The 15,718-nt window shown below is 51.2% G+C and carries 17 protein-coding genes; 6 read left to right on the top strand and 11 right to left on the bottom strand.

Going from position 1 to position 15,718, the window contains the following annotated elements; genetic code table 11:
• Positions 1-106: 106 nt before the first annotated feature.
• The 3 genes from MPAL_RS07495 to MPAL_RS07485 all read right to left on the bottom strand — a co-directional run bounded on the left by MPAL_RS07495 (position 107) and on the right by MPAL_RS07485 (position 5,588).
• A complete protein-coding gene (locus MPAL_RS07495) occupies positions 107-850 on the bottom strand; it encodes a formate dehydrogenase accessory sulfurtransferase FdhD (RefSeq protein ID WP_012618146.1) in 744 nt (247 codons plus the stop codon).
• Position 851: 1 nt separating this feature from the next.
• Positions 852-3,542: an aminotransferase class V-fold PLP-dependent enzyme gene (locus MPAL_RS07490; protein ID WP_012618145.1), complete on the bottom strand. Its 2,691-nt coding sequence runs from the start codon at positions 3,540-3,542 to the stop codon at positions 852-854.
• Positions 3,543-3,974: 432 nt separating this feature from the next.
• Complete coding sequence (locus tag MPAL_RS07485) at positions 3,975-5,588, bottom strand: hypothetical protein (RefSeq protein ID WP_148208183.1); 1,614 nt, start codon at positions 5,586-5,588, stop codon at positions 3,975-3,977.
• 447 nt (positions 5,589-6,035) lie between these two features.
• Between MPAL_RS07485 and MPAL_RS14505 the strand changes: the two genes are divergently transcribed.
• The gene (locus MPAL_RS14505) at positions 6,036-6,506 is read left to right on the top strand and encodes a hypothetical protein (protein ID WP_052292227.1); all 471 of its coding nucleotides are present in this window, start codon (positions 6,036-6,038) and stop codon (positions 6,504-6,506) included.
• Between the two features lie 777 nt (positions 6,507-7,283).
• Here MPAL_RS14505 and MPAL_RS07475 read toward each other — a convergent pair.
• From MPAL_RS07475 to MPAL_RS17210, 4 genes are all read right to left on the bottom strand, one after another.
• Complete coding sequence (locus tag MPAL_RS07475) at positions 7,284-7,934, bottom strand: flavodoxin family protein (RefSeq protein ID WP_012618142.1); 651 nt, start codon at positions 7,932-7,934, stop codon at positions 7,284-7,286.
• 81 nt (positions 7,935-8,015) lie between these two features.
• The gene (locus MPAL_RS07470; protein WP_012618141.1) at positions 8,016-8,600 is read right to left on the bottom strand and encodes a flavodoxin family protein; all 585 of its coding nucleotides are present in this window, start codon (positions 8,598-8,600) and stop codon (positions 8,016-8,018) included.
• On the bottom strand, positions 8,597-9,130 hold the full coding sequence (locus MPAL_RS16920; protein ID WP_236610348.1) for a nitroreductase family protein: 534 nt from the start codon (positions 9,128-9,130) through the stop codon (positions 8,597-8,599). Before MPAL_RS16920 ends, MPAL_RS07470 begins: the two co-directional genes overlap by 4 nt.
• Positions 9,105-9,428 (bottom strand): 4Fe-4S dicluster domain-containing protein, encoded by a 324-nt coding sequence (locus MPAL_RS17210; RefSeq protein WP_269078485.1) that lies wholly within the window; start codon positions 9,426-9,428, stop codon positions 9,105-9,107. The genes MPAL_RS16920 and MPAL_RS17210 overlap by 26 nt, the downstream gene beginning before the upstream one ends.
• Before the next feature lie 132 nt (positions 9,429-9,560).
• On the opposite strand from MPAL_RS17210, the gene MPAL_RS17310 reads away from it, so the two are divergent.
• Positions 9,561-9,734, top strand: a complete 174-nt coding sequence (locus MPAL_RS17310) for a winged helix-turn-helix transcriptional regulator (RefSeq protein ID WP_330217445.1) — start codon at positions 9,561-9,563, stop codon at positions 9,732-9,734.
• Between the two features lie 37 nt (positions 9,735-9,771).
• The gene (locus MPAL_RS17560; protein ID WP_083767074.1) at positions 9,772-9,864 is read left to right on the top strand and encodes a winged helix-turn-helix transcriptional regulator; all 93 of its coding nucleotides are present in this window, start codon (positions 9,772-9,774) and stop codon (positions 9,862-9,864) included.
• Between the two features lie 937 nt (positions 9,865-10,801).
• Here MPAL_RS17560 and MPAL_RS07460 read toward each other — a convergent pair.
• The 4 genes from MPAL_RS07460 to MPAL_RS14495 form a co-directional block, all read right to left on the bottom strand.
• Positions 10,802-11,620, bottom strand: coding sequence for an ABC transporter permease (locus tag MPAL_RS07460; protein ID WP_012618140.1), 819 nt, complete (start codon positions 11,618-11,620; stop codon positions 10,802-10,804).
• A gap of 1 nt (position 11,621) precedes the next feature.
• Positions 11,622-12,587, bottom strand: a complete 966-nt coding sequence (locus tag MPAL_RS07455; protein WP_201763839.1) for an ATP-binding cassette domain-containing protein — start codon at positions 12,585-12,587, stop codon at positions 11,622-11,624.
• Positions 12,577-12,753 (bottom strand): hypothetical protein, encoded by a 177-nt coding sequence (locus MPAL_RS16275; RefSeq protein WP_158303653.1) that lies wholly within the window; start codon positions 12,751-12,753, stop codon positions 12,577-12,579. Before MPAL_RS16275 ends, MPAL_RS07455 begins: the two co-directional genes overlap by 11 nt.
• A 290-nt stretch (positions 12,754-13,043) precedes the next feature.
• Complete coding sequence (locus MPAL_RS14495) at positions 13,044-13,631, bottom strand: TetR/AcrR family transcriptional regulator (protein WP_012618138.1); 588 nt, start codon at positions 13,629-13,631, stop codon at positions 13,044-13,046.
• Positions 13,632-13,904: 273 nt separating this feature from the next.
• Between MPAL_RS14495 and MPAL_RS15145 the strand changes: the two genes are divergently transcribed.
• The 3 genes from MPAL_RS15145 to rhuM all read left to right on the top strand — a co-directional run bounded on the left by MPAL_RS15145 (position 13,905) and on the right by rhuM (position 15,608).
• The gene (locus tag MPAL_RS15145) at positions 13,905-14,504 is read left to right on the top strand and encodes a PDDEXK nuclease domain-containing protein (protein WP_083767019.1); all 600 of its coding nucleotides are present in this window, start codon (positions 13,905-13,907) and stop codon (positions 14,502-14,504) included.
• Between the two features lie 155 nt (positions 14,505-14,659).
• Complete coding sequence (locus tag MPAL_RS15830) at positions 14,660-14,878, top strand: hypothetical protein (protein ID WP_148208182.1); 219 nt, start codon at positions 14,660-14,662, stop codon at positions 14,876-14,878.
• Positions 14,879-14,912: 34 nt separating this feature from the next.
• A complete protein-coding gene (gene rhuM, locus MPAL_RS07440) occupies positions 14,913-15,608 on the top strand; it encodes a RhuM family protein (protein WP_236610346.1) in 696 nt (231 codons plus the stop codon).
• Positions 15,609-15,718: the final 110 nt, after the last annotated feature.

The raw sequence follows: 15,718 nt of genomic DNA, 5'->3' as shown, positions 1-15,718 counted from the left end.
TCCCAGGAATGATCGGAATTTTGAGAGTCCGAGCATCACAATGACCAGGAAGAGCGCCGGACCCGTGGCTGAAGAACGGCGAGTATCTCCAGAGTCACCGGCGTGTTCACCCGACGACCCGTTCCGGATGGGTATAGACGATCATGCCGGCCCCGGTGACCTCGCCGATCAGGGTGATCCCGGCCTTTTCCGCCAGATCGATGGCCAGCGCCGTGGCCCGGCCGAACGAGGCGAGGACCGGGAACCCCGCGACGGCGCAGGTCATGACGATCTCGGCGGTGATCCTGCCTGAGGCGGCGACCCAGGCGTCAGCCTCCGCTCCTTCCTGCAGCCGCCGGCCGATCAATCGGTTGACGGCGTTCTGCAGCCCGTGATCCTCGGCACTCCAGACGGCGTCGGGCATGACCAGCGCCGCTGCATAGAGATCGCCGGTGGCGGCCAGCGGCACGGCAACGAGCAGATCGTTGACCCTGGTCCGGATCGTCTCGGCGGAGAGGGGCATTGCTGTGGCGATCACCGGCAGATGCTGCTCCCGGATCCGAGCGGCCGCCCCGCCACAGCCGCTGACGACGACCCGCCGGGAGACGACGACCCGGAACGGGTCGTGGGTCAGCACCTTCACGGCCTGCCCCTCGACCATCACCGACTCGACCTCGTCCATCCCCTCGATGATCTGCTCGGAGAAGAGGTAGCCGAGGGCCAGGTCGGCCGGTCTTCCTGGGACGGTCATCGCCGACATGATCTGCCGGCCGTTGAAGGTGAGCACCAGGGGGACCTCCTCGACCACCTCGGCGGTGACCGCTTCGCGGCTTCCCCGCCGTTCACGCAGGGCCGGCACCGCGATGACCATGTCAGACCCCTCCGGCGATCTCGCCGACCGCTGCGAGGAGGGTGTCGACCTCGGTGCTGTTCGAGTAGAGGTGCAGGCTCGCCCGGACCGTGCCGTCCGGGATCCCGAGGTGCTCCATCAGGGGTATGCAGCAGTGGTGGCCTGACCTGACCAGCACCTCGGCGTGCTCGTCCAGGTAGGTGGCGACGGTGTGCGGGTCGAACCCGGCGACATTGAAGGAGACGACCCCGATCCGGTCGGCCGGGTTCTGCGGGGCGTAGACGGTGACCCCGTCGATCCGCCGCAGTCCGTCGATCATCCGGGTGGTCAGGGCGGTCTCGTGCGACCGGACCTTCTCCATCCCGACCTTCTCCAGGTAGTCGACGGCGGCGCCGAGGCCGATCCCCGCTCCTATCGGCGGCGTGCCGGCCTCGTACCGGGCGTAGCCTTCGGCCAGCGTATACCCGGTGCCGGTGACCGAGCTGACGGCCCCGCCACCGAGGAGGAGGGGTTCGAGGATCGACTCCTTCATCCAGAGCACCCCGGTGCCGGTCGGACCGAGCATCTTGTGGCCTGAGAAGGCGAGGAAGTCGCAGTTCAGGTCCGAGACGTCCACCGGCATGTGGGGGACGGACTGGGCAGCGTCGACCAGCAGCAGGGCGCCATGGTCGTGGCAGATCTTTGCGATCTCTTTGACCGGCACGATCGTGCCGATCACATTCGAGGCCTGCGTGACCGTGACCAGCCGGGTGGTGTCGGTGATCGCCTCCTCGAGGGCGTTCATGTCCAGCAGCAGGTCCTCACCGATCGGGACGATCGTGAGGTCACCGATCTGCTGTTTTTCTGCGAGGCGCATCCAGGGGAGGAGGTTGGAGTGGTGCTCGAGGATGGTCGTGACGACTCGCTCCTTCGGGCAGAACCCGAGGCCGTAGGCGACCATCGCGATCGCTTCGGTCGCGTTCTTGGTGAAGACCACCTCGCCCTGCTCCTCGGCGCCGATGAACCGGGCGACCTTCTTGTGGGCGTGCCAGTAGCGCTGGGTGGCCACCTGGGTCAGCCGGTGGACCCCGCGGCCGACGTTGGCCCGGTAGGTCTGGTCGTACTGCATCATGGCGTCGAGCACCGGTGTTGGCGAGATGCTGGTCCCGGCGCTGTCCAGGTAGGTCAGGCCGGCGGGGAGGGGGAAGTCCTTTCGGTATTCCGAGAACGGGTCAGGCTGCTCTTCGGTCTGACGGCCGGCCAGTTTCTGCTGTACCGGTTCCGGCTGTTCCTTCGGCGGTGCCTCCAGGACCGGCTCGGACACCTGCACGGGCACCGGCACCGGTCTGGCCGGCCCGGTGGCCAGCGTCCCCTTCTCGGTCACGGCGAGCCCGTGCTCTCTGCAGATCTCAGACATCTTCGGCGGCAGTTCGCGCCACCGCCAGAGCCCCCAGGTGGCGTACTCCTCGGGGAATCCCTTCTGCGCAGCCCAGGCCGCCAGGAAGTTCTGCCACCGGGCCTCGTAATCGGGGTGCGTTCGCTTGATCAGTTCGCCCTCGGCTTCGAGCATCGCCGGGCAGAGGTAGCAGCCGAGCCGCTCGAACCCCTCCTCGTACAGGGAGTTGAACGGGACCTTCCGCCACCAGAGGTAGAAGAAGACCTCGATCGCCCGCCAGTTCCGGATGGGGGAGATGTTCAGCTGCAGCGGGTTGTTCGGGTTCTGGCTGGTCTCTTCGAGGCCGGCCCGGTTCCAGGACTCGTACCAGCGGTTGCCCTGCACGGTCACGCAGGGGCCGGTCTTCGCCAGGAACCGTTTCAGCGGGTGGAGTTTGAGGCTCTTGCAGCACCAGCGGTTGTCCTTCCCCGGCGGACCGGCCTTGCTGACCGAGGCCCAGAAGTCGCCGCCGCTGTCGATCACCTCGACCCCCTGCTCCCGGACGAAGTCGACGGTCTCGGGGAACTCCAGCCCGGTATTGATGAAGAAGGCGTCGGTCACGCCGGCCCGCCGGGCCAGGGCGAGGGCTGCCGTGCTGTCCTTGCCGCCCGAGAAGGAGACGTTGATGGTCGGCCGGTCGTGCATATGCTGCTTGATCGTCCTGACCGCGAACCGTTCCAGGTTCTTGAGGTGGAGCCGGTTCTGGTGGACGGCCTCCTGCCAGTCGGGGTTCTCGAAGGTCTTCGCTTCGAAGGGCGACAGCTCCTTGACCCGGATCGTCCCTTCCCGGAGTACGCCGGTGCCGTACCGCTGCCGGTACTTGACGATGACGGTCCCTTCCGGCTCGTCGGTGGTCACCTCGACCTTCTTACCGCCGAGCCGCCGGCCGGCCAGGGTGGCCGGGTCGGCCGCGGTGGAGAGGTCGACGATCCCTTTCGTCACCATCGGGACCACCCAGGAGAGGGACTCGGGGGCGATGTCGAACCGGTACTGCCGGTCGACGGGGTCGAAGACGAGCCAGCCGAACCGGGCGCCGTTGGCGATGACCAGGTCGTTCCGGTCCATCCCACCGGTCTTGTTGAGGAGGAGGATGGTCGGGATCGTCACATCGCCGAACCGGGCGCTGACCAGGTCCCGGATCAGTTCTGCATCGGCACGAAGGGCCGGCCGGAGATCGTACGGCTGGAGGAGGGGGAGTTCCTCTCCGTCCCGGCCACAGGCGCAGGACCTGGCCAGCAGGGGGACATTGCAATGGGTGCACCAGTAAAGGACTTTTTTCACCGGCGGCTCGCGAAACATATTTATTATTTTGCGTTCGGGTCTGATAATAGCCACGCTCGGGGATGGTTGGGGGGTGGGATGTTCTGTATTTTATTATTGATGCATGCCGGCGGTCGAGGGATGGGTTTGGCAGATTCTGGTGGCCCTTATTTATATCACCTTCCTTGCAGCAGAGTATATAATGTGCAAGACCTACAGTGGCCAAATCAATTTACTTGACTTTGATGAGGACGGATCCTGGTGATTATCGAGTATTAAGCAGGTACTGAACGAGAACATGATCAACCAGGAAACAAATTCCATTTTGGCTAGCTCCTCGATCACCACTCAACGTCTTCCACTCATGCGAGCGATATCCATCCCCTAATTCGTCAAACCACTCAACAAGGCTTATACAAGAAACACTCTTATAAACAGATTCTGATCAAATATTATTTGATATAATTCTTATTATTTCGTCTTTGGATATCCAGATCGACTATTCCAAACAATTCTTACATCCCCAATTATTTCAGGTATACCTGTGACAATATCAACGATTTTTTCCGGTTTCTTTCTATAATGCTTAATTGTGCAAATTAATTCTGGAATAAGACCTGGAGATTCAAGTTTTCTTTCCCGAAAATCTTCAGACATCACATTGATATGGATCAATGAAACCGGCAAATATTTTTCAATGCTATAAATTGGAGTTAAATTTCTCCCGTATTTTATTGATTCATTTATTAGTTTCCTAAATTCTTTCCGGATAATTGTTTCAAGGTCTTTTCCATTCGGTTTAATCACAAGACTCACTTTTATTGTAACCCCTAATCGATATCTAAATATTTGGCCAGATCTTGGTTCCATGGAAAAACCATCATTAATAACTCGCTGATTTTTCAATATAAAAGAAATATTAGGTTTAAAGCCATTCAATATAGTGATTGCCCAAAAAAACAAGCGATTAAATATTAAATTTCTATGATAAATCAACGGTACTTCCATTGCATTCAGAATTGAAGTATCATCGAATCCCTCTTTTTCCGAAAATTGAATTTTTGTTCTATCAACTGCTAAGAATCCTCTTTGATAGTATTTAGATGAAAAACTAAAAAAAAATCTTGAATATTCCTTTCCATAGAATGGAATAAGTTTTAAGATACCTCGGACAGTCCCCGTTAAATAAAATAGAAGATGTATTTTGCCTAAAAGAGAATCGCTAATATATATAATCAATTGGTTTTCCTTTTTGTATGTTACCGATTCAATACACCCCCGTACCTCCCAACTTGGAGCTGATAATTCCTCTTTTATTTCTTCAAAAAGAAATGACGATGGTAAAAAAATGTTACCACTCTTGAAAAGTAAGTGATTTGAATAATAAAATGTAAGATACGCCAACATCATGGCATTGCAGAAATCGAGCAGATCGTCAAATTCAACAATGAATTGTTTAATTGAATATTCTTCAACTTTATTTTCATCAATAAATGTAATACTGCCATTTCCGTAAACAATCCCACCATGTGCAATTCCATTTCGGATAGTATTCAAAAACGGATCCGAAAAATCTGGATATTTTTTGCAAATATTTTCGCAACGATTGAAAATTTTTTGGTTACTTATCTGTTGTCCTTTTTCAAGTTGAACAAATGCTACAATTGGATTGATTATTACTCGATATACCCCTTCAATAAGTTTGAGATAATTTGGCAGTATTGAATAATCACAATAATTGATCAATTTAATGTCATCATCATCAGGTAGTTTGATATCATGAATGGGAAGCAAATTGATCTCAGATAAATTTCGATTAGCTAAATTTAACTCACGAGATTCATTCTTTAAAAAGATGAAAAGTTCGTCTTGAAATTTTTCCAAAAAATCAGAATAAATCTGGGTTGCCTGAACAAATATATTTCTTGAATAAAATTTTTCAGGCTTATTATTTAGATATCTTCCAAAAATTAATGGAATTCGTGCGTTATTATCAAGAGTTGGAAATTTTTCGAAAATCGCGGATCTTCGAGAATCATGAATACTATGGATAGATGGATCGGGGTTCATTGGAATACAATCCATTCATTTTTCAAAGGTTATAGTAATTCTCATTTAATCAAAGGGAGAGATATTGGAAAGTTTAGATGGAGGCTGTCTCCCATTATAACCAAAGTTAACCCCAGCAGTTCGCTAATTTTGTAAAGCGTTCAAATATGCAGTTGATCATTAATTTATCGATAAAATAGGAAGATTTTTATATTTTGCAGGCTGCCCCCTATGGTCTCACAAACCGGGAGCAGACCCTGCACTGATGTTTCTTACGTTCGTCCGAAAGAATGTTGTGATCTGACTGTAGCCGCTCTGAGTCGTCATGTAAATATTCTGATTCATGGATCCCTGACCCAAACTACTATCTTTAGTACACTCGCTGGGATGGCCGTGGAGCGACAGTCTATCCATTCGATCAGTTCGCTTCTGGAGAAGAGTCCGTGTGAAACCTCACTTCGGTATCATCTTTCCAAACTCCGCATGGATGGCCTTGAATCTGCGAATGCCACGATTCTGACTCATGTAATCTCTTCGGCCCTGAGACTTGGAAAGGCATATACGTTCGCCATTGATTACACCAATGACACGTATTATGGAACGGTTTCATCAGAAAACGAGGGATATGTCATTCGAAGTCGGCTCAAGAAATCAACGAATGAGTTCTATTCCTACGTTACGGTCTATGCGATCACTCAGGACCGCCAGATAACCCTGGCGGTCTATCCTGTGACACGAGGTACATCCAAGGCCGTGTATATCACCCGCTGTCTGGATGTAATCACGACAGCGGGTCTGATAACTCGAGCACTCTGTCTGGATCGGGAATTTTACGCACGAAAGGTGATCGACTTCCTGATAACCGTTCAGATCCCATTCATCATCCCGGTCCGAAAACACAGTCGAGCAATGAAACAACTCCTGAATAGAACAAGATCACGGTTTGGGGAGTAGTATATTATGCGTGGAAAACCGTCGCTTCATCTGAAGATTGCGATAAACGTAAAGTATGCAAGCGGAAAACGAGGGAAATATGGGGTCGAGAACCCTGGATATGTAGTACCCGGCATATCCTGGGATCCCCAGCGAATTCATAAGACCTACCGATCCAGGTTTGTGATCGAATCGTCGTACCGGATGCGTAACCTGGTCAAACCCAGGACATCAAACCCGAAATCCGGTGATCCGATATCTCTTTGCTATCATTTCGTTTCTTCTCAAAAACATCTGGATGGCGGTGATTTGGACACGATTCTCACCTGTGAAACAAGGTCCAGGAACCATTGAGATAGGCACCTTCAGATTTGATCAGTTCAAGTTGTTTGTCTGGGAGGCCGTACGAGTGACCTTAAAGGTCGTGGTAAAAATTCCTGCCCTCAGAAACCCAGTATAACTGAAGGAGACTTGGAACGCTGATGAATGAAAAAGACACGGAGAAAAATTAGTTAAATACTGTACGTAGATGCATTGGGTTGGAAGTTGAAAAAATAATATACACTCCCTTTTTTCTCGCCTTTTTTCCTAGCGAACCTCGATCCCAGTCATCATCTAATTTTAATTCAAAGGGATTAGACAGATAAAAATCTTGATTTTGGAGCTTTATTTCGATCTGAGTCATTGTTCATCACTATCATTTTTTTTAAATGCCTCATGAGGAGCCAAAAAAATATCGTTTGTGTGAGTGTATATCTTTTAAGAACTCATTGTTAATTGCTAAAATTATGAGAGAACTTATTCCTTCCCCAGCCGTGCCCCGAGTTCGTAGGCCTTTTTGCAGTCCTGCGGGAATACGGTCTTTTTGTGCTCTGCTTTTTTCTTTTCATCGAACAACGTGCAGAACACCTTTGAATAGTCCTTGAACTGGTACGTGTCGTACGCACAGAGATACTCCGAATGGCCAAAGACCATGTCAAGGAAATTGCTGTTCATGGCGAAGTGGAGGGGAAACCCGTACTCTTTTGCCTGTTCTTCAGAGACATTCATGGTATAGATGAACCCCGTCGGGATCTTCCGGGGGAACAGGGTGCCATGCTCGGGGGTGTACGTGAGATAGGGGAATATCAGCCGTTCCAGAAAGGACCGCATCATCCCGGTATCCGAAACGAGATAGATCGGCGACCCGAGGATGATCGCGTCCGCGTTGTTTTCGATTTTTTCAAGCAGGGGTTTGAGACCATCTTTTACCGCACACCGTCCGTAACTCTTCCCGCCCAGCGTTTTGCAGGCAAAACAGCTGGTGCACCCCGTGTAGTCCAGATCGTACAAGTGGACCAGTTCGGTCTCTGCGCCCACCGATTCCGCCCCTTTCAGGGCGTGTTCAAGCATCGTTGCCGTATTCCATTTCTTTCGCGGGCTTCCGTTGATTGCGATAACGTTTGTCATGATTATCTCTAGTTTTTTTGTACAATGTGCTTTCGAAGCTGTAAGGGAGTGAGTGTACATCTACTTGAATGTGCCGTCTGTTCAGCATGTTCCTTTCTTCATCGTTTTGAGGAGCCAGGCCATATTTTTTCCGGCCCTTTCCGCACTAGCGATTCCTTCCGGGTCCTTGTCCACATCGCCGGGGTTCAGCCCGACTCCTATGACACCGAAATCCGACACAATCATCCCCGTTGCGAGGAGGAAGTGGAGCATGGTATCCAGTGTCCTCATCGCTCCGGCTCTCCGGACGGCCACAACCACCGCTCCGGCTTTGTGCTGGAAGAGAGTTCTACCGTTTGCAGCCGATACAAAGGCCGCCCGTTCAATGAGGCCCTTCATGCCGGCGGTGACATCCGCGAGGTACACGGGCGAACCGAGAATGATCCCATCAGCCTCCACCATCTTGTCGATGCAGCTATTGACGATGTCGTCGTTGAAGACACAATGCCCGTCCTTCTTCTCTTGACATTTCATGCAGGCCATGCATCCCCGGAAGGCTTCGACCCCGATCTGCACAAGTTCCGTCTCGATCCCCTCTTTCTCCAGCTCATCAAAGATATGCCCAATGAGAATGGAGGTGTTCCCGTCTTTCCTGGGACTCCCGTTGAATGCAACTACTTTTGTCATTTCTTGTTTCCTCCAGGGGTTGATTTCCACGTGACCTGTAAAGGTTTTCTCCCTGGAATCTGGTGAGGTTTGTACTTCGGATATCCCAGCATCATCGCGTACGCGGGCACCCGTTCTTTCGGAATAGAGAGGAAGTCCTGAAGCGGCTTGTAGGAAAAGGACGCCATCGCGACGACACCCGCCCAGCAGGTCCCGAGACCGAATGCAGGCGCCGCGATGTCGACGTGTGTGAGCGCGATGATGGCATCGTTGGACGCCTGGGGGTTGTCCGCCGGGACGTGGGCTACCAGCAGGTGTGGGGCTCTGTGGCAAATTACATCGGTACCAGCATCCCAGCCCGCGACGAACCGGGGTGCATAGGCACTCAGGGGATGGTCGGTATTCATGAGTTCACGCATACAGTCCACCGTCAGGCCGGCGACCTTCTGGACATCTTCTGGATCACCGATGACAATCCACCCGACCGGCTGACTATTCATCGCGCTGGGCGCATACCTGGCGATATCAAGGATGGCTTCTATGGTTTCCACCGGGACAGGTTCGGATCGAACGCCGGTTTCGGATGAATGTGCCAAGGGGTACTGAGAGGATCTTTTCGGAGGCAGTCAGGTCTGTTCTGGTTCTGCCTCCGGAGGTCGCGAAATCCTGCGTTATCGCACCCGTCGGGCAGTAGACTTCGCACTGCCCGCAGGATATGCACATCGTGGATTTTCCTTCCTCCAAGTGAGGGAGTTCTCCATTTTCTGCCGGCACGATGATCTGCCTCAAGCAGACATCGGAACATATTCCGCACCGGGTGCAGGTTTCTGGATCAACTGTTATCGTCATGGAATTTTTCCTGTTCTTAGTGTTTTTGCCTAACGGGCAATATATCCACCAGAAGGCTTTTTGTAACATTGTTTCCAAATATAAAGTATTGCAGTAAATCTTATGAAATGTTAAAATACTCCCAAATGCAGCATCGACAGCGCTGTCGAAATCATCGGGAACAAGGGAAATCTGGTCATTATCTGGCACCTCCGTTCCGGACTGCTCCGGTTCACGGAACTCCAGAACCGGATGTGCCAGGTGAATTCCAAGACCATCACTAAGCACCTCAGGGGTCTCGAGGGGCACGGTATAATCTTACGGTAGGTCTACGCGGAAGTTCCACCCCGGGGTCGAATACTCGCTGACTGATCGGGGAAGGACGCTCCTTCCGATTATCGAGGCGATGATTGAGTGGGGCGGGAAGTACCTTCCGGAGGAGGGGGACGGGCAGTGAAGGAAGGCCTTGAGCGGTGAGGGACCGAAGAAGGGATCGTTATCCGGGAAGGCCCGGAAGAAGTGATGGGCTCTCTGGCGCAGATTTTTTTAAAATTTTAAAGAGGATATCCTCTCAAAATGAATGGGACCAATTACTTTGATTATTAATTCTCCTCCTGATCATCCGATGAATGAACTGTTGGTAAAATAACCCCATTTCGGGCTTCATTTCCTTTCCTCTCATCCGGAAAACCCCGTAAAATCGAGATTTTTCCATCCCCTAAAAAATAAGCCCAAAATAAACCCTATTTGCCAAAATACTGCAGATAACCGCATCGCCAAAAGGCCACCGGAGCCTTTTCTTTGGCGTTGATTTTAGCACTTTTCCCCATCATGACCTGAAAACGCCATTGGAACGCGAATACGGGGCTCGTTTTTTCGACGGCGTTTTTATAAAAACGACAAAATGGGCAAAAAACCTAAAAACAAGGTTAGTGAAGGGGATCACGGTTTATAATTTCTTTCACTATTATTCCTGGCATTCTTTTAATCGCGCTAAAACAAGTGCAAATTCGAGAGTTCAGAAATTTCGTCCCTGGAGCCGGTAGGGATCACCCCCCTGCTGAATGCCGGGGTTCTGGCATTCACTCACACTTCTTTGCCCACGCGAGAATGTCACTGGGTTTTGGAACGTATTTCTTTTTTTATTCGCCGGCAACTTTGTCCTTTGTTTTTGTGGTAGACCGTATCACATCATCCGCAAAAAATCGGCTTTGCCAGCACTCGTCTCTCGGGTTTAACGTTCCTGAAATCTCTTTTGGTTACTTCCCAAATAAGCAGACCAGGAATCTGCATTCAATCTTTTCATGCATTTTCAAAGGGGTTTCCGGGGGGTTCCCGATGTACTAAGACGTCAGGAGAGCCAAATGTAAAACAGTTTATAAACTACGCAAGGATTACGCCTTGCGCTCATACGCATAAACTGTCAGCGGAATGAATACGACGAGTATCACCATAGTGCCGAATAATGCGGACCAAAAATCCGCGCCTATCGTGCCATAAGTCAACATCTGCCGCACCACCATTATGACGTGGGAGAGTGGGTTTATATGCAGGACAAAATATTGCAGCCAGCTCGACATCGTTTCGGCCGGAACAAAAGCGTTCGACAGGAATACTAACGGGAACATTACTATTACACCAATCGCAGACGCGGTCGAAATTGTCTTTGTGCACATACTGATGAACGCAAACACCCAGCTCAGACACCAGGCAACGAGCATCATGAAAAGTATGCTGAAAATGACCGCTGGAATGCCTGCTTCGGGTCTGTAACCGAGAATATATCCCATAACGAAAACGGTCGTCCCCCCCATTACGTATCGTACAAGGTCGGCAGTCAAACTCCCTGCTAACGGAGCAATTCGCGCAATCGGCATGGATTTAAAACGGGTTGTTGTGCCTTTGTCCACATCCTCGCGCAGTTTAGTACCCGCGGTGGTACAATTGGTGAAAGATGTCATCAGCAAAACGCCGGGGATAACAATCGGCAGATAGTTCAGGATGTTGCCCGAAATCGCTCCCCCGAATAAAAAGGCGAAAAGCAACGTGAACATAACCGGTAAAACTACGAAATCCACAAATATTTCGGGATTTTTGAACATTTTTAAGAGCGACCGATACGCGAGCGTGCAGGTGTTTCTGATTGTGGTGCCAACACCGATTCGATTTTTCAGTTTGCGCTCGGCGGCGGGTATGATGGTTATATTAGTCATTTTAATTTTCCTCCATTTTATCTTTGGAACCCTCACCTGTCAGCGCCATGAACACCTCATCAAGTGTAGGTTGCAGGATGTTTACCCCGGACAACGCTATTCCGGCATCTTTCAGCGTCGTTAACACATCGGTCAGTTTGTCGATGTTGTCGATCGGTGCGATCAACTCAGTTGCTTTCGCAAGATGGACCTTCGCATCGAGTATGCGCTCGATGATCTGCGCCGCGTTGGCGGCGTTATCTGCGTCTTTGACGGTCAAGTGCAACGAACTGCTTCCCACGGAGCGTTTCAATCCGTCGGGTGTATCGTTCGCAACGACTCGTCCCTTGTCGATTACAACAATGTTGTCGGCAAGTTGATCGGCTTCATCAAGATATTGTGTCGTCAGCAGTACCGTCGAGCCGCCTTTTACAAGATTGCGTATTGTCTGCCACATCTGCGTCCGAGTCGTTGGATCAAGCCCTGTTGTCGGCTCGTCAAGGAAGATCAGCGGCGGCTGGGAGATCAGACTTACCGCGAGGTCAAGTCTGCGCCGCATACCGCCGGAAAACTTTGACAATGCCCGGCTCGCCACATCGCTAAGCCCAAACTCTTCCAGGAGTTCATTCGCTTTGCGCTTAGATTCTTTGCGAGAATATCCATACAATCTACCGAAAATCATGAGATTTTCCATGGCAGTTAGATCCTCGTCGATAGAGGCGAATTGCCCTGTCAACCCGATCAGTTGACGCACAATATGAGTTTCACGCACAACATCATAACCAAATATTTTTACTTTCCCCGCATCCGGTTTTGACAACGTGGCAAGCATGTTTATTGTAGTAGTTTTTCCTGCACCGTTCGGCCCCAGTACAGCGCAGATACTACCTGTCGGGATACTCAGACTCACTCCATCAACAGCCCTGTTATCACCAAAAGTCTTTACCAAGCCGTGAGCTTCAACTGCTAAAATTGGGTTATTTTTCATAGTTGTGTTTACCTCCATATTTACCAGACGCCCCCCCTGTTTCCAGGCCAAGGTGACGGCGCACATCGACCACGAGATCGCCTCGCGGCCTGAGTTCGGCTAAAAGTGCCGATTTTGATTTTGATTTTTGTGAATAGCAGATATGATACATGGCAAAATCTTTCATGAGCTTCTTAAATTGTTGTTACTCTGAAATATTTAAAGTTACTTAAAGTAACTAAAATAAATTGAAGTAGCAAATTTGATAGAAATATCGGGCCGTAAACGATGGCAGTAAATGGACTATTATTGGCTGTTTTACTTCGGGCTCTGAAACATGAGATTCTCAGTCATTCCGAAAATTTAGGCGGAAATTCACTCGAACTGTAAAAGAAAATTTAGCAGTAATAGAGCAAAAAAAGGGTTCTCACAAAAAATTGATTTATGCCCCGGAAATCTTCTTTTTCTTTTCCTTTCTTAACCGGCGTCCGAAAGTTTTGTAAAACAGAGAAGCCACAATCGTTTTGCTTCAGCAGGGTCCAGTCCCATGTCCACATTATTAATCAGACCCTGCGCAACAACGCCGCAGAGAAAAGCAAGATCTGTTTCTTCCATGGTGGTATGGATCTTTCCCTTTCGTTTATGCTCTTGGAAAACATCCCGCATAACCACAAGGCTTTCCCCATACATTCCCGCGATTTCTTGATGGAGGGATGGATTCCGGGAAATAATATATTCCAAATCCTTCCTGATAACTGAATATTTACTGCTGATCACAAGAAGGGCATCGAAAAAATTTCCGGCGCCGGTAATCGGGTCGTCCGATGCAAAGGAAGTGGCAAATATCATCCTGTATCCTCCCAACATCGTATCGCCCATTGAAGCGATGAAAAGTTCCTCCTTGTTTTTGTAGTAACGGTAGAGTGCCGGCTTTGTCACCCCAAGCCGAGCAGCTATATCGTCCATCATAGTCTTTTCAAAACCTTTCTCAAGGAATATCGCGAATGCCTCGTTTGCGATCTTTTTCTTGATTTCGTCTTTGTACCCTGGAAACAGTTTGGGCATACGGATCAGTAATATTAGGGGCTGCCTGAATTAATTATGCTTACTGTTAGTAACTTTAAAAAATTTTAGTGAAAAATCTCATGGCCTACCGATATACAAAAGGGAGTTCGATTCAGAATCGAAGAAATATATTTTATAAAATTTCAGTTATACTGCCTTGTGTGCGATCATCAAAAAAAATGGGGAACTCCTTCAATTCTCCCGTTTTTGAACTCACTTTCGTAAGAGTTGCAACATTATCGATCTGAATAGTGGTGACTCCGGCTTTTTTGAATATCTCTATCAGATTCAACCCGGCAGACGATCAAGGACCCGTGCATCTTCGACTTTCTCTCCCTCGGTCCCGAGGCCTCCGAACTGGAGGTCCACCAGTCGCTCCTCGTCAACCTCGGCGACCTCCTTCTAGAGCTCGGCACGGGCTTCGCCTTCCTCGGCAGCGAGTACCGGCTCGAAGTCGGGGGGCAGGAGTACTACCTCGACCTGCTCTTCTACCAGGCCCGGCTCCACAGCTATGTGATCATCGAGCTGAAGGTCGGCGCCTTCAGGCCGAAGTACTCGGGCAAACCGAACTTCTACCTCTTGGTGGTCGACGACCGCCTCCGTGATCCAGCTGTCGACCAGCCGTGCAGCGGGATCCTTCTATGCCGGGAGACGAACCGGGTGATCGCCGAGTATGCCCTCCGGGATATGACGAAGCCGATGGCGGTGACGACCTACCTGACGCGATCGCTGCCGGAAGCGATGCGTGATGTGCTGCCGGCAGTTGAGGTGATTGAGAAGAGTTTCGTGAACGCGACGCTCACCGGAAGGTATGGCATCTGCGTTAAATCGGACATGGAGGGGCGGTACAATATCGAGAAAGGTGAGAAGTAAGCGATAGTCCTTGTTTCTATTCAGCCTCGTACTCTACACCCTCCCGATAGAGCCGGCTGTATCTCGTCGACAACAACGGCGACGTCTCCCTCCACAATGCCGGCAGTGACACCGAACATCTGATCGGTCGACCGGCCGGCACCCTCTAATCAAAAATGGGTCGCGTCCACCTGAAAGGATACGCCCGGCATCATCTGATCGGGATTTATATCCCGGCAGGAGATAGTCTGCATCATGAAGACGCTGGCTCAGCAGGGCCGATCGCACGAACGCCGGGATCGTCAGGAAACGCCTCGTCCGGAGCGTGTCGACCCTCTCAGTCATCAGGATACCGTTCGCTGGGTATCAGAAAGGCGCTCGGGAACGTAGTGTGACGTGAGCGAGGAGAGGGGGGAGCCGGTCGGAGGGGTGTCTGGGTCTCTTCTCTACCAGACCGAAGGAGGTGAGACCCGTGTCCAGGTCAGCCTCTTCGAGGGGACGGTCTGGCTGACGCAGCGGTTGATCGCCGAGGTGTATCAGAAATCGATCAGGATGATCGACGAACATATCAAGAACATCTATGAAGAGCGAGAACTCGACCCCCAGGCAACTATTCGGAAATTCCGAATAGTTCAATCGGAAGGGGATCGCCAGGTCGAGTGTCTGGTCGACTTCTCCACCCTCGCTGTGATCCTCGCCGTGGGCTACCGGGTGCGGTCGCACAGGGGGACTCCATTTCGGCAGTGGGCGACGAAGCACCTGCGGGAATATGTGGTGAAGGGTTTTGTCCTTGATGATGAGCGCCTGAAGGAGGCGAGGGACTACTTCGATGAACTTCTGAAGCGGATCCGTGACATCCGGGCGTCGGAGCGGCGGTTCTACCAGAAGATTGCTGATATCTCTGCGACGAGCGTCGACTATGATCCGAAGGACCCGATGACACTTGAATTCTTCAGGACGGTGCAGAACAGGATGCACCGGACGATCCACGGGCATACGCCGGCTGAAACGATCTCCCTCCGGGCTGATGCGAGGAAGCCGCACATGGGGTTGTCGACCTGGAAGCAGGGGCCGAAAGGACGGATCCACAGGACCGAGGTGGGGGTTGCGAAGAACACCCTCTGAAGATCCAATGCCCGTTGGTTCATGGGGCTCCACCAAATAATTTGAAGGGATCCCTTTGATCAGGCCGTGTGGTTGATGATCCCCAGCAGGGAGTGGATATACCGCTCGTT

This window comes from Methanosphaerula palustris E1-9c, from assembly GCF_000021965.1.
In the GTDB taxonomy this organism is placed as follows: domain Archaea; phylum Halobacteriota; class Methanomicrobia; order Methanomicrobiales; family Methanospirillaceae; genus Methanosphaerula; species Methanosphaerula palustris.
This window is presented reverse-complemented; position numbering and strand designations above follow the sequence as displayed.

Bases quoted from the DNA above. Each gene is read 5' to 3' on its own strand.
- MPAL_RS16275 (WP_158303653.1), bottom strand. From the start codon at position 12,753: ATGAAAGATTTTGCCATGTATCATATCTGCTATTCACAAAAATCAAAA.
- MPAL_RS07485 (WP_148208183.1), bottom strand. From the start codon at position 5,588: ATGGATTGTATTCCAATGAACCCCGATCCATCTATCCATAGTATTCAT.
- MPAL_RS15830 (WP_148208182.1), top strand. From the start codon at position 14,660: ATGGGTCGCGTCCACCTGAAAGGATACGCCCGGCATCATCTGATCGGG.
- MPAL_RS07460 (WP_012618140.1), bottom strand. From the start codon at position 11,620: ATGACTAATATAACCATCATACCCGCCGCCGAGCGCAAACTGAAAAAT.
- MPAL_RS07475 (WP_012618142.1), bottom strand. From the start codon at position 7,934: ATGACAAACGTTATCGCAATCAACGGAAGCCCGCGAAAGAAATGGAAT.
- MPAL_RS07495 (WP_012618146.1), bottom strand. From the start codon at position 850: ATGGTCATCGCGGTGCCGGCCCTGCGTGAACGGCGGGGAAGCCGCGAA.
- MPAL_RS07470 (WP_012618141.1), bottom strand. From the start codon at position 8,600: ATGACAAAAGTAGTTGCATTCAACGGGAGTCCCAGGAAAGACGGGAAC.
- MPAL_RS07455 (WP_201763839.1), bottom strand. From the start codon at position 12,587: ATGAAAAATAACCCAATTTTAGCAGTTGAAGCTCACGGCTTGGTAAAG.
- MPAL_RS17210 (WP_269078485.1), bottom strand. From the start codon at position 9,428: ATGACGATAACAGTTGATCCAGAAACCTGCACCCGGTGCGGAATATGT.
- MPAL_RS07490 (WP_012618145.1), bottom strand. From the start codon at position 3,542: ATGTTTCGCGAGCCGCCGGTGAAAAAAGTCCTTTACTGGTGCACCCAT.
- MPAL_RS14505 (WP_052292227.1), top strand. From the start codon at position 6,036: ATGGATGGCCTTGAATCTGCGAATGCCACGATTCTGACTCATGTAATC.
- MPAL_RS14495 (WP_012618138.1), bottom strand. From the start codon at position 13,631: ATGCCCAAACTGTTTCCAGGGTACAAAGACGAAATCAAGAAAAAGATC.